Source organism: Pseudomonas sp. AKS31 (genome assembly GCF_023634765.1).
GTDB lineage: Bacteria > Pseudomonadota > Gammaproteobacteria > Pseudomonadales > Pseudomonadaceae > Aquipseudomonas.
In genome coordinates this window covers 86,473-98,533 of sequence record NZ_JAMLFX010000017.1, presented here as the reverse complement: position 1 = coordinate 98,533, position 12,061 = coordinate 86,473, and the positions used below count along the sequence as shown (strand labels likewise).

The 12,061-nt window shown below is 57.7% G+C and carries 13 protein-coding genes; 9 read left to right on the top strand and 4 right to left on the bottom strand.

Annotated features, from left to right (window positions below):
* Positions 1-217: 217 nt before the first annotated feature.
* Positions 218-1,417 carry a tyrosine--tRNA ligase gene (gene tyrS / locus M9827_RS25740; RefSeq protein ID WP_250607964.1) on the bottom strand — a complete coding sequence of 400 codons (1,200 nt, stop codon included), beginning with the start codon at positions 1,415-1,417 and terminating at the stop codon, positions 218-220.
* A gap of 212 nt (positions 1,418-1,629) precedes the next feature.
* On the opposite strand from tyrS, the gene M9827_RS25735 reads away from it, so the two are divergent.
* Both M9827_RS25735 and M9827_RS25730 read left to right on the top strand, forming a co-directional pair.
* Positions 1,630-3,048 carry a peptidoglycan DD-metalloendopeptidase family protein gene (locus M9827_RS25735; protein WP_250607963.1) on the top strand — a complete coding sequence of 473 codons (1,419 nt, stop codon included), beginning with the start codon at positions 1,630-1,632 and terminating at the stop codon, positions 3,046-3,048.
* Between the two features lie 3 nt (positions 3,049-3,051).
* Positions 3,052-4,143, top strand: coding sequence for an anhydro-N-acetylmuramic acid kinase (locus M9827_RS25730; protein WP_250607962.1), 1,092 nt, complete (start codon positions 3,052-3,054; stop codon positions 4,141-4,143).
* A 71-nt stretch (positions 4,144-4,214) separates the two neighbouring features.
* Here the strand turns inward: M9827_RS25730 and erpA are convergent, their stop codons facing one another.
* Complete coding sequence (gene erpA, locus M9827_RS25725; protein ID WP_007918905.1) at positions 4,215-4,565, bottom strand: iron-sulfur cluster insertion protein ErpA; 351 nt, start codon at positions 4,563-4,565, stop codon at positions 4,215-4,217.
* A 168-nt stretch (positions 4,566-4,733) separates the two neighbouring features.
* On the bottom strand, positions 4,734-5,768 hold the full coding sequence (argC, locus tag M9827_RS25720; protein WP_090286789.1) for an N-acetyl-gamma-glutamyl-phosphate reductase: 1,035 nt from the start codon (positions 5,766-5,768) through the stop codon (positions 4,734-4,736).
* A 134-nt stretch (positions 5,769-5,902) separates the two neighbouring features.
* On the opposite strand from argC, the gene hemJ reads away from it, so the two are divergent.
* The 6 genes from hemJ (at position 5,903) to coq7 (ending at position 10,384) form a co-directional block, all read left to right on the top strand.
* A complete protein-coding gene (gene hemJ / locus M9827_RS25715) occupies positions 5,903-6,331 on the top strand; it encodes a protoporphyrinogen oxidase HemJ (protein ID WP_123453979.1) in 429 nt (142 codons plus the stop codon).
* A gap of 33 nt (positions 6,332-6,364) precedes the next feature.
* The gene (locus M9827_RS25710) at positions 6,365-7,333 is read left to right on the top strand and encodes an NAD(P)H-dependent flavin oxidoreductase (RefSeq protein WP_250607960.1); all 969 of its coding nucleotides are present in this window, start codon (positions 6,365-6,367) and stop codon (positions 7,331-7,333) included.
* 78 nt (positions 7,334-7,411) lie between these two features.
* Positions 7,412-8,362, top strand: a complete 951-nt coding sequence (locus M9827_RS25705) for a DUF805 domain-containing protein (RefSeq protein WP_250607959.1) — start codon at positions 7,412-7,414, stop codon at positions 8,360-8,362.
* A gap of 61 nt (positions 8,363-8,423) precedes the next feature.
* The gene (locus M9827_RS25700) at positions 8,424-9,212 is read left to right on the top strand and encodes an SDR family NAD(P)-dependent oxidoreductase (RefSeq protein ID WP_250607958.1); all 789 of its coding nucleotides are present in this window, start codon (positions 8,424-8,426) and stop codon (positions 9,210-9,212) included.
* A gap of 57 nt (positions 9,213-9,269) precedes the next feature.
* Positions 9,270-9,608, top strand: a complete 339-nt coding sequence (locus M9827_RS25695) for a histidine triad nucleotide-binding protein (RefSeq protein ID WP_053124353.1) — start codon at positions 9,270-9,272, stop codon at positions 9,606-9,608.
* 128 nt (positions 9,609-9,736) lie between these two features.
* The gene (coq7, locus tag M9827_RS25690; protein WP_250607957.1) at positions 9,737-10,384 is read left to right on the top strand and encodes a 2-polyprenyl-3-methyl-6-methoxy-1,4-benzoquinone monooxygenase; all 648 of its coding nucleotides are present in this window, start codon (positions 9,737-9,739) and stop codon (positions 10,382-10,384) included.
* 368 nt (positions 10,385-10,752) lie between these two features.
* Here coq7 and M9827_RS25680 read toward each other — a convergent pair whose 3' ends face one another.
* Positions 10,753-11,175, bottom strand: coding sequence for an OsmC family protein (locus M9827_RS25680; RefSeq protein WP_016772921.1), 423 nt, complete (start codon positions 11,173-11,175; stop codon positions 10,753-10,755).
* 238 nt (positions 11,176-11,413) lie between these two features.
* Here M9827_RS25680 and crp point away from each other — a divergent pair, with 238 nt between their 5' ends.
* The gene (crp, locus tag M9827_RS25675; protein ID WP_095122650.1) at positions 11,414-12,058 is read left to right on the top strand and encodes a cAMP-activated global transcriptional regulator CRP; all 645 of its coding nucleotides are present in this window, start codon (positions 11,414-11,416) and stop codon (positions 12,056-12,058) included.
* Positions 12,059-12,061: the final 3 nt, after the last annotated feature.

Genomic DNA, 12,061 nt, shown 5'->3' with positions numbered 1-12,061 from the left:
TTCCGATCTCTCGTCAGCGGGAGGCGAATTCTACAGCGTTACACGCTGCTGTCAACACCTCTTTTTCAACCTCCTTCTGGCTTCGATGAACTGAAGCAACCTGCTATCGAAACCTACATAACTCATTGATTCTCAAGGAGTTTTCCGTTTCGACTGCGCCGGAAGTGGGGCGAATTATAGACATCTGAAATTCGCCGTCAACCCTTATTTTCAGCAATCACTCAGATTTCAGAGTGATACGCGCAAATGCCTTCCTGCCAGCTTGGCAGACATGGGTCGCGCCGAGTACATATATAAAGGAGCGATCAACGACCGCGCCATCGACACGCACCCCACCAGACGCCAACAGATCACGCGCCGCCGCCGAGTTCTTCACCAACCCTGCCTTATTAAGGACAGCAGCGATCGGCATATCATCAGCAGAAGCCAACTCGATCTCTGGCAGATCGTCCGGCAACTCACCATCCTTCATACGGTTGCCCGCCGCACGATGAGCATTGGCCGCAGCCTCCTCACCATGGAAGCGCGCGACGATCTCTTCAGCCAGCTTGATTTTGACATCGCGCGGATTGGCACCCGCTTCAACATCTGCGCGCAACGCGTTGATCTCGTCCATCGAGCGGAAGCTGAGCAACTCAAAGTAACGCCACATCAATGCATCCGGAATCGAAACCAGCTTGCTGTACATGACGCCCGGCGCTTCCTGAATGCCGACGTAGTTGCCCAAGGACTTGGACATCTTCTTCACGCCATCCAGCCCCTCGAGCAGCGGCATGGTCAGAATGCATTGAGCCTCTTGCCCATAACCTCGCTGCAACTCACGCCCCATCAGCAAGTTGAACTTCTGATCAGTCCCACCCAGCTCGACATCCGCGCGCAGAGCTACCGAGTCGTAACCCTGAACCAGCGGATAGAGGAACTCGTGAATAGCAATTGGCTGATTGGTGGTGTAGCGCTTATCGAAGTCATCACGCTCAAGCATGCGCGCGACGGTGTACTGGGAGGTGAGGCGAATGAAGTCCGCCGGCCCCATTTTGTCCATCCAGGTGGAGTTGAACGCAACCTCGGTTTTCGCAGGATCAAGAATCTTGAACACCTGCGTCTTGTAGGTCTCGGCGTTTTCCAGAACCTGCTCGCGAGTCAATGGAGGGCGAGTGGCACTCTTACCGCTCGGATCACCGATCATCCCGGTGAAGTCACCTATAAGGAAGATCACCTGATGCCCCAGCTCCTGAAACTGGCGCAGCTTATTAATAAGCACCGTGTGACCCAAGTGCAGATCCGGAGCGGTCGGATCGAAACCAGCCTTGATACGCAGCGGTTGGCCGCGCTTGAGCTTCTCGACCAGCTCGGACTCGACCAATAGTTCTTCCGCACCACGTTTAATCAGCGCTAGCTGCTCTTCAACCGACTTCATAACAGACCCGCAAGGCTCAGATTCAAAGGGAACCAACCATACAAGATCGTGCACCAATTACAAGTTTTGCCCGGCGCACGGACACCAATCCACAGACGCGGTGTCTGCAGACTTGCTTCAGAGATGATTTGGTTATATTTTATACAGTTATTTCATCTTCATCATGTCATTCATCTTTTCCAATCCATCTTTTTTCAAAGTCAAAATTACTTATGACCACAGAACCGTCTAAAGCGCCGCCGCTTTACCCGAAGACCCACCTGCTCGCTGCAAGTGGTATCGCCGCCCTTCTCAGCCTGGCACTCCTGGTATTTCCTTCCAGTGATGTCGAAGCCAAAAAGACGACCCTGAGCCTTGAACTGGAAAGTCCTGCTGACCAACTGACACAAGATCAAGACGCTGCTGACGCGGCTCAAGCCACAAATGAGCCAGTGACTTCGCCATTTGCTCAAATCGAAAACAGCAGCGAAAACACCCCGCAAACCGCAGAAGTTGCACCTGCACCTGCCGCCGAAAAGCCAAAAGCACCTGGCCATCGTGAAGTCATCGTCGCCAAGGGCGATACACTGTCGACGCTGTTCGAAAAGGTCGGCCTGCCTGCCGCCTCCGTCCATGAAGTGCTGGCCAGCGACAAACAAGCCAAGCAGTTCAGCCAGCTCAAGCACGGCCAGAAACTCGAATTCGAATTGACTCCTGAAGGCCAACTGACCAGTTTGCACAGCAAGGTCAGTGACGTCGAAACCATTACCCTGACCAAGAATGACAAGGGTTATGCCTTCAACCGGGTTACCGCAAAACCGACCGTTCGCACCGCCTACGTGCACGGCGTCATCAATAGCTCACTTTCACAATCCGCAGCCCGTGCCGGCCTCTCCCACAGCCTGACCATGGATATGGCCAGCGTCTTCGGTTACGACGTCGACTTCGCTCAGGACATTCGCCAGGGCGATGAATTCGATGTGATCTACGAGCAGAAAGTGGTCAACGGTAAAGCGGTCGGTAATGGCCCGATCCTGTCTGCCCGCTTCACCAACCGCGGCAAGACCTACACCGCCGTGCGTTACACCAACAAGCAAGGCAACAGCAGCTACTACACCGCTGACGGCAACAGCATGCGCAAGGCGTTCATCCGTACGCCGGTGGACTTCGCTCGTATCAGTTCGAAGTTCTCCATGGGCCGCAAGCACCCGATCCTCAACAAGATCCGCGCGCACAAAGGCGTTGACTACGCTGCGCCGCGCGGTACACCAATCAAGGCTGCCGGTGACGGCAAGGTGCTGCTGGCCGGACGTCGTGGTGGCTACGGCAACACCGTTATCATCCAGCACGGCAACACCTACCGTACGCTGTACGGCCATATGCAAGGCTTCGCCAAAGGCGTGAAAACCGGCGGCACCGTCAAGCAAGGCCAGGTCATCGGATACATCGGGACGACCGGCCTGTCCACAGGCCCACACTTGCACTATGAGTTCCAGGTCAATGGCGTTCACGTCGATCCGCTGGGCCAGAAACTGCCAATGGCCGACCCGATCGCCAAAGCCGAGCGCGCTCGCTTCCTCGCTCAGAGCCAGCCGCTGATGGCACGCATGGATCAAGAGAAGGCCACCATGCTGGCTTCGAGCAAGCGCTAAGTCATGGCCCTGTATATCGGCGTGATGTCCGGAACCAGCCTCGACGGTCTGGACATCGCCCTGATCGAACAGACCTCGGCGATCAAACTGGTCGCCACGCACTACATCCCCATGCCTGAATCCCTGCGCGCCGAGCTGCTTGGCTTGTGCGCCAGCGGCCCTGACGAGATCGCCCGCTCGGCGATTGCCCAACAGAACTGGGTGACTCTCGCTGCGCAGGGCATTCATACCCTCCTCGATCAGCAGACACTCAAGCCGCAAGACATTCGTGCGATCGGCAGCCACGGCCAGACCATCCGCCATGAGCCGGCACGTGGTTTCACCGTGCAGATCGGCAACCCTGCTCTGCTGACCGAGCTGACCGGTATCACCGTAGTCAGCGACTTCCGCAGCCGCGATGTGGCGGCCGGCGGCCAAGGCGCTCCGCTGGTGCCCGCATTTCATGAGGCATTATTTGAAGAGCGTACCGGTAACCAGGCCGTCTTGAATGTCGGCGGTTTCAGTAATCTGAGTCTGATTGAGCCGACCAAGCCTGTAGCCGGTTTCGACTGCGGCCCAGGGAATGTGCTGATGGACGCCTGGATTCACCAGCAGCGCGGCGAAAACTATGATCACAATGGCGACTGGGCTAAAACAGGTACAGTCGAGCCGACACTGCTAAACGCACTCCTCAGCGATCCGTTCTTCGTCACCAAGGGACCGAAAAGCACCGGCCGCGAAGTGTTCAACCTGTCTTGGCTGGAACAACATCTCTCGCACCTGCCAGCCTTCGCTGCCGAGAATGTGCAAGCTACGTTGCTTGAACTGACCGCGTTGACGATCGTTGAATCTCTGCAAAACGCCCAAACCGATACCCGGGAACTGTTGGTCTGCGGCGGCGGTGCACACAACGCCACGCTGATGAAGCGCCTGGCCGAGCTGCTGCCGACCACCAAAGTCGCCAGCACTGCCACCCACGGCGTTGATCCAGACTGGGTCGAAGCCATGGCCTTCGCCTGGCTGGCCCATTGCTGCCTCGAAGGCATTGCCGCCAACCGCCCAAGCGTCACCGGCGCACGCGGGCTGCGGATACTCGGCGCCATCTACCCCGCTTAAAAATCACGCACAGCAAAACGCCGCAGAACCGTGAGGCTCTGCGGCGTTTTGTTATCTGAAGCGCAGTGCGATCAGATCGAGAACGAAGACCCGCAACCACACGTTGTGGTGGCATTCGGGTTTTTGATCACGAAGCGCGAACCTTCCAGACCTTCCTGGTAATCCACTTCAGCACCGGCCAGGTACTGGAAGCTCATCGGATCAACCACCAGACTCACGCCTTCGCGCTCGACGATCGTGTCGTCATCGGCCACATCTTCATCGAAGGTGAAACCGTACTGAAACCCTGAACAACCACCGCCCGTAACAAATACGCGCAGCTTCAAGCGATCATTCCCCTCTTCATCGACCAGGCTCTTCACCTTGTGCGCAGCACCTTGAGTGAATTGCAAAGCCGTGGGGGTGAAGGATTCGACGCTCATGCTGACTATCTCCCGGCGTTACGCCGCCATAATGCGTGATGACGCGCATTATCCGCTTGTCCGAGAAAATCGGTCAACTATTGTTACGGTATATCAATAAACCCGATCACCGGTTCTGAATGCAAAAAGGCCCGTTCAACGGGCCTTTTTGCTGTGCCGGATAAAGTCTTACGGCAGCATGCCGGCGTGGGACAGACCAAAACGTTCATCCAGCCCAAACAGGATGTTCATGTTCTGCACCGCCTGACCCGACGCGCCTTTGACCAGATTGTCGATCACCGACAACACCACCACCAGATCGCCATCCTGTGGACGGTGAACCGCGATACGGCAAACGTTGGCACCACGCACGCTACGGGTTTCCGGATGGCTGCCGGCCGGCATCACATCGACGAACGGTTCGTTGGCATAACGTTTTTCAAACAACGCTTGCAGATCCACCGAGCGATCAACCACGGTCGCGTAGAGCGTCGAGTGAATGCCACGGATCATCGGGGTCAGGTGCGGAACGAAGGTCAGACCAACATCCTTACCCGCTGCACGACGCAGACCCTGGCGAATTTCCGGCAGGTGACGGTGACCTTTCACCGCGTAGGCCTTCATGCTTTCCGATGTCTCGGAGTACAGCGAACCGACAGCCGCACCGCGACCGGCACCACTGACACCGGATTTGCAGTCAGCGATCAAACGCGAAGCATCCGCCAGACCGGCTTCGAGCAACGGCAGAAAACCCAACTGGGTAGCGGTCGGATAGCAACCCGGCACCGCGATCAGGCGAGCCTTCTTGATTTGCTCGCGATTGACTTCCGGCAGACCGTAAACCGCTTCATCGAGCAACTCAGGCGCGCCGTGCGGCTGACCGTACCACTTGGCCCACTCTTCAGCGTCTTGCAGACGGAAATCGGCGGACAGGTCGATGACCTTGGTGCCCGCCGCCAGCAATTCACCGGCCAATGCGTGAGCCACACCGTGCGGAGTGGCGAAGAACACTACGTCGCAAGCGCCGAGGGTCTTGACGTCCGGCACGCTGAAGGCCAGGCCGTCGTAGTGGCCGCGCAGGTTCGGGTACATGTCAGCCACGGCCAGACCGGCCTCGGATCGGGAAGTGATCACCACCACTTCTGCCTGCGGATGCTGCGCCAACAGACGCAGCAGTTCGACACCGGTGTAACCCGTGCCGCCGACGATACCGACCTTGACCATAACCTGCCCTCAAAGAACCCACTGGAAAGCCGTCGATAATAGGGGCCACGCAGCCCTGCGACAACCGTCAAGGTGACGTGCGGACGCTCAAGCCTCTACTATCCGGCTTACCGTGAATGAGGGAATAACCAAAAATGCTCTATCTATGGATCAAAGCGTTGCACATTGTCAGCGTCGTTTGCTGGTTTGCCGGGCTGTTTTACTTGCCGCGACTGTTCGTTTACCACGCGCAAAGCGAAGACACGATCAGCAAAGAACGCTTCAGCGTCATGGAGCGCAAGTTGTACCGCGGCATCATGGGACCGGCGATGATCGCCACGCTGATCTTCGGCGGCTGGCTGATTTACCTGAACCCGAGCATCTTCAGCATGGGCGGCTGGATCCACGCCAAACTGACCCTGGTCGTTTTGCTGATCGGCTACCACCACATGTGCGGCGCGCAGGTAAAACGCTTTGCCCGTGGCGAGAACACCCGCAGCCATGTCTTTTATCGCTGGTTCAATGAAGTGCCGGTTCTGATATTGCTGGCTATCGTAATTCTGGTCGTGGTCAAGCCGTTCTAACTTCAACAAGTACAGATCCTTGGGATGTTCATAATGTCGCTGCCCGCTTTGCTCGAACAACGTCTGCGCCTGCCTGTCGTGGCAGCGCCGATGTTCCTGATTTCCAACCCGGAACTGGTTCTCGCCTGCTGCCGCAATGGCGTGGTCGGGAGTTTTCCAGCGCTGAACCAACGTGAAAGCAGCGGATTCAAAGCCTGGCTGGAACAGATTGAAGCGGGGCTGGCGACACTGGACAACCCGGCGCCCTACGCGGTGAACCTGATCGTGCACAACAGCAACCCGCGCTTGCAGGCAGACCTGAACATCTGCGTCGAACACAAAGTGCCGATCGTCATCACCAGCCTCGGCGCGGTGAAGGAGTTGGTCGACGCGGTGCACAGCTATGGCGGTCTGGTCTTTCACGACGTCACCACTCGCCGACATGCCGAGAAAGCGGCCGAGGCCGGTGTTGACGGTCTGATCGCCGTGGCGGCCGGCGCCGGGGGTCATGCCGGGACCTGGAGTCCGTTTGCGCTGATCGCCGAGATCCGAGAGTTTTTCGATAAAACCCTGCTGCTTGCAGGATGTCTTAACCACGGCCATGAGATTCTCGCCGCACAGCTGCTCGGTGCGGATTTGGCCTACTTCGGTACGCGATTTATCGGCACCACGGAAAGTCATGCGCCTGACGCCTACAAGCAGATGCTGCTGACAGCCAAGGCTGCGGACATCATTCATACTCCAGCGGTCTCGGGAGTGCCGGCGAGCTTTATGCGCCAGAGCCTGGAGGCGGCCGGTTTCGATATGGCTGCGTTGCAAGGCAAAGGCGAGGTGAATTTCGGTGACAAGCTCAAGCCGATCAACGATGAAGCCAAAGCCTGGAAAACCGTCTGGTCGGCCGGGCAAGGCGTCGGACAGATCGATGACCTGCCGAGCGTGGATCAATTGATCGCACGGCTGGACGCCGAGTATCGCCAGGCACAGAAGCGCGCAGCCCTGCTACCGCAACGCTGGCCACGCTGAGAAAAATCAGGCCAGCCCCGGTGGACTGGCCTTACACTGCTGACCTTTCAATCTATTCGCGACAAGGATGCCTCGGCCATGAGCGAACCCCGTTACAAGATCGTATTCAACGGTGCTCTGCAGCCCGGTGTCGATATCACCACCGCCAAGCTCAATCTGGCGGCCCTGTTCAAGAGCGATGTCGCTGGCATTGAACGCCTGTTCAACGGCACGACCATCGCCCTCAAGCGCGACCTGTCCCATAGTGATGCCCAGACCTATCTGCAAGCACTGAACAAAACCGGGATCGATGCACGCATCGAAGCGCAAACAACCATCGAACTGAACCTGGCCGATGTGCATGAGCATGCGCCGGCTGTGACGGAACCTGACTCCCCTTACGCCCCACCGCGCGCCAGTGTCGGCGAGATTCTACCGGCGTTTGCCACGCTAAAGCCGTTCAGCGTCGAAGGGCGAATTGGCCGGTTGCGTTTTCTCGCCTGGACAATGGTCTTGAGCCTGGTGACCCTGCCCATCGTCGGCGTGTTCGCGCTGTTGGCTCTGGGGCTGGTCAGCGGTGACTCCACCACCGGCCTGATCATCGGCGGGATCTTCGCCTTCTTCCTGTTTATCGCCTTCCTGATCGTCAGCATTCTGTTCAGCGTCCAGCGTCTGCACGATATCGGCTGGTCGGGCTGGCTCTGGCTGCTGAACCTGGTGCCGTTTGTGGGCAGTTTCTTTCCGCTGGTGATCATGGTCGTCCCGGGCAACACCGGCGCGAATCGCTATGGCCCTCCCCCGCCGCCCAACAGCACTGCCGTGAAAGTGCTGTGCTCCCTGTGGATCGTGTTCTTCGCGCTGATCTTTGCCGGTGGAATGCTGGGGGGGATCTCGGCGATCCAGCAGGAGTACGAAAGCAATCTGGAAAGCAGCTACGAAAGTGGCTCGGTAACCACTGATGAAGTCGAAGTAGAAGCCGAATCACCTGTGGATTCCGCCGACGAAGCCGCCGAAGCGGCGCAGGCCCCTGTAGACTCTGCGAAAGAATGAACAGCGCTCCCCGCCGTGACACCCGCGTCGACGGCGCGGAGCTGTTGCGATGGAGAATTGCATGACCCGTTACGCTCTGATCACTGGAGCCTCCAGCGGCATCGGTCTGGCACTGGCCGAAGCACTGGCCCGGCGCGGCCGCAGCCTGATTCTGGTGGCACGACAACGTGATCAGCTGGAAAGTATTGCGATAGAGCTGACTCAACGCTTTGGCGTAGAAGTGTTATTTCGCGCCTGCGATCTGGGCGAGCCATTGCGTCTGTCCGGTTTTTTGTTGGAGCTTGAAGAAGGTGACCGGCAGATCGACTTGCTGGTCAATTGCGCCGGCATTGGCACCTGCGGCCCGTTTCTCGCGCAGGACTGGATGACCGAACAGGATCTGATCGAAGTGAATATCCTCGCCCTGACCCGTCTCTGCCACGCCATCGGCAACAGCATGGCGCTGCAGGGCGGCGGGCAGATTCTCAATGTCGCCTCGGTGGCCGCCTTCAATCCCGGCCCATGGATGAGCACTTACTACGCCAGCAAGGCGTATGTGCTGCACTTCTCCGAAGCCTTGCGAGTTGAACTGAAACAGAGTGCGGTAAAGGTTTCAGTGCTTTGCCCCGGCCCGACACGCACGGCATTTTTTCGCACCGCCCAGTTGAACAGCGACAAACTCAAAGACAGCAAGTTAATGATGAGTCCCGAGGAAGTCGCGCTGTACACCGTGCGCGCCCTCGACAGGAACCGCGCCATCATCATTCCGGGGCGGCGTAACCGCTGGTTCGCCTTCCTGCCGCGACTGGGTTCGCGCTGGCTCAACCGCACCATCGTCGGCATGGTCAATAAAGCTTACTGCCCGCGCTAAAGAATCCGGATTCATCGCGCTAAACTCGATTCAGCCCAAACAACGGAGAAAACAGCAGTGGATACTCTGTTCACCAAGATCATCAACCGGGAAATCCCGGCCAAGATCATTTACGAGGACGACCAGGTTCTGGCCTTCCATGACATCGCCCCTCAGGCACCGGTGCATTTCCTGGTGATCCCGAAAAAACCGGTGCGCACCCTCAATGACCTGACCGAAGACGACAAGGCACTGGCCGGGCACATCCTGTTTACTGCGCAGCGTCTGGCTCTGGAACTGGGCTGCGAAGACGGTTTCCGCGTGGTAATGAACTGCAATGAAAAGGGTGGGCAGACCGTCTATCACATTCATATGCACGTACTCGGCCAGCGTCAGATGAACTGGCCGCCGGGCTAATTCCCCTTTGTGGGAGCGAGCCTGCTCGCTCCCACAAAAAAGCATGACCGCGCGGCAAATGACCCAACGCAAACCTTCCCCGGCCGATTCGGTTAAACTGGGCGCCGAGATTCTTCCCGGAGGTCAGCATGACTACCCAACGTCACTACTCGCCGATTGACCGTCTTCTGCTGCAAGCGGATGCCGCGATGCGCACGCTGCTGCCCTTCAGTGGCCAGCCGTACCGTCCGTCGCCGGCGATTTTGCAACCGGATACGCAAATGAGCGACGAAGACACCCGCCACGTCGCCGGTCTGATGCGCATCAACCACACCGGTGAAGTCTGCGCCCAGGCGCTGTATCAGGGGCAGGCGTTGACCGCCAAGCTGCCACAGGTACGCGAAGCAATGGAGCACGCCGCCGAAGAAGAGATCGATCATCTGGTCTGGTGCGAACAACGCATTCATCAGTTGGGCAGCCATACCAGCGTTTTGAATCCGCTGTTCTACGGTATGTCGTTCGGGATCGGCGCCGTCGCCGGGCTGATCAGCGACAAGGTCAGCCTCGGGTTCGTTGCAGCGACCGAGCATCAGGTGTGCAAGCACTTGAACGAACATTTGGAACAGCTGCCGGCTGAGGACGAGAAGTCCCGGGCGATTCTTGAGCAGATGCGTATTGATGAAGAACATCATGCGGAGAGTGCGCTGGAGGCTGGAGGTTTTCGTTTTCCGGCGCCGGTGAAGTTCGGGATGAGTCTGCTGGCCAAGGTGATGACCAAGAGTACTTACAGGATCTGATATCCAAATTGCTACAGAGGCTCGCCCCCCACAGGGTTTTTTGCAGAAATAAAAAAGGTGACCGCAAGGTCGCCTTTTTTGTGCCCGGGAATCTTGGATCGACATGTTGCGCGCAGGTTTTCCTGATACACGCTCACGTCGATCATCTGGTACGCGTCGCGAGTATCTTCGGAGAGGTAGTTCTGGGCGAACGACGCACCCGAGCAGGACGGTTAACACCGCTTCGCGATGGGCGATTCTGGTTATCTGTTCAGGCAGTTGATCCATCGGCTGACCGATCCCTGCCCTGAAAAAAACGGCGCAATATGCAGACGTCAGCGGGGGGATCGCCAGAGTCTGCACTGCTTTTGTGATAGTTGAATGTCGTTTCAACCAAGTTCGACGATTTCGTAGTCGTGGGTGATCGCCACGCCAGCCGCGCCAAGCATGATCGAGGCGGAGCAGTACTTCTCTGCGGACAATTCGATGGCGCGTTTGACCTGGGCTTCTTTCAGGCCACGGCCCTTGACCACAAAGTGCATGTGGATCTTGGTGAACACCTTCGGATCTTCGGTCGCGCGCTCAGCGTCGAGGAAGGCTTCGCAGCTTTCAACGGCCTGGCGAGACTTCTTCAGAATGCTGACCACGTCGAAGTTGCTGCAACCACCGACACCCAGCAGAAGCATTTCCATCGGACGAACACCCAGATTACGACCACCGGCGTCCGGCGGACCGTCCATTACCACGACATGACCGCTACCGGATTCGCCGAGGAACATGGCTTCGCCAGCCCATTGGATGCGTGCCTTCATCGCCCAGACTCCACTGTAAAAAAAGGGTCGCCAGCTTAGCACAGGGTTTTGCCCGGACAACGAGCAACGCTCCTAGGACAGGATGCCTCTGCGTTGTAGGTAATTTCTCGAATTTGCGACGAAGTGTCTGTTAAGCTGGCGCCAATTCGCTGGCGCCAATTGTCAGCCTGTGTAGCGACCGCCTTCAGCGCCTCATAAAAAATCAAACATCACCGTGCAGTCTTTTCGGGATACAACCATGGTTGCTATTACCCCCACCCCCAAAATCAAGAACCTCGACAAGCTGTTGATGCATTGCCAGCGCCGTCGCCATGCGGCCAAGAGCAACATCATCTGTGCGGGCGATCGCTCGGACACCCTGTATTTCATCATCAAGGGTTCGGTGACGATCCTCATCGAGGATGACGACGGCCGCGAAATGATCATCGCGTACCTCAACGCCGGGGATTTCTTTGGCGAACTGGGCTTGTTCGAGCAAGCGGGCCAGGAACAGCAACGCAGTGCCTGGGTGCGGGCCAAGGTCGAATGCGAAACGGCGGAAATCAGCTACGCCAAGTTCCGCGAATTATCGCAACAGGATCCAGACATTCTTTACGTGCTCAGCGGACAAATCGCACAACGCCTGCGCAACACCACGCGCAAGGTCGGCGATCTGGCGTTCTTCGACGTGACCGGCCGAGTGGCACGCTGCCTGTTGGAACTGTGCAAGCAACCCGACGCGATGACCCACCCGGACGGCATGCAGATCAAGGTGACCCGTCAGGAAATCGGCCGGATTGTCGGTTGTTCGCGAGAGATGGTCGGTCGCGTGCTCAAGGACCTTGAGGAACGCAACCTGGTTGATGTGAAAGGCAAGACCATGGTGGTCTTCGGTACGCGCTAAGCC

Coding starts and splice junctions, on each gene's coding strand:
- tyrS (WP_250607964.1), bottom strand. CDS start 1,417: ATGAAGTCGGTTGAAGAGCAGCTAGCGCTGATTAAACGTGGTGCGGAA.
- M9827_RS25735 (WP_250607963.1), top strand. CDS start 1,630: ATGACCACAGAACCGTCTAAAGCGCCGCCGCTTTACCCGAAGACCCAC.
- M9827_RS25730 (WP_250607962.1), top strand. CDS start 3,052: ATGGCCCTGTATATCGGCGTGATGTCCGGAACCAGCCTCGACGGTCTG.
- erpA (WP_007918905.1), bottom strand. CDS start 4,565: ATGAGCGTCGAATCCTTCACCCCCACGGCTTTGCAATTCACTCAAGGT.
- argC (WP_090286789.1), bottom strand. CDS start 5,768: ATGGTCAAGGTCGGTATCGTCGGCGGCACGGGTTACACCGGTGTCGAA.
- hemJ (WP_123453979.1), top strand. CDS start 5,903: ATGCTCTATCTATGGATCAAAGCGTTGCACATTGTCAGCGTCGTTTGC.
- M9827_RS25710 (WP_250607960.1), top strand. CDS start 6,365: ATGTCGCTGCCCGCTTTGCTCGAACAACGTCTGCGCCTGCCTGTCGTG.
- M9827_RS25705 (WP_250607959.1), top strand. CDS start 7,412: ATGAGCGAACCCCGTTACAAGATCGTATTCAACGGTGCTCTGCAGCCC.
- M9827_RS25700 (WP_250607958.1), top strand. CDS start 8,424: ATGACCCGTTACGCTCTGATCACTGGAGCCTCCAGCGGCATCGGTCTG.
- coq7 (WP_250607957.1), top strand. CDS start 9,737: ATGACTACCCAACGTCACTACTCGCCGATTGACCGTCTTCTGCTGCAA.
- M9827_RS25680 (WP_016772921.1), bottom strand. CDS start 11,175: ATGAAGGCACGCATCCAATGGGCTGGCGAAGCCATGTTCCTCGGCGAA.
- crp (WP_095122650.1), top strand. CDS start 11,414: ATGGTTGCTATTACCCCCACCCCCAAAATCAAGAACCTCGACAAGCTG.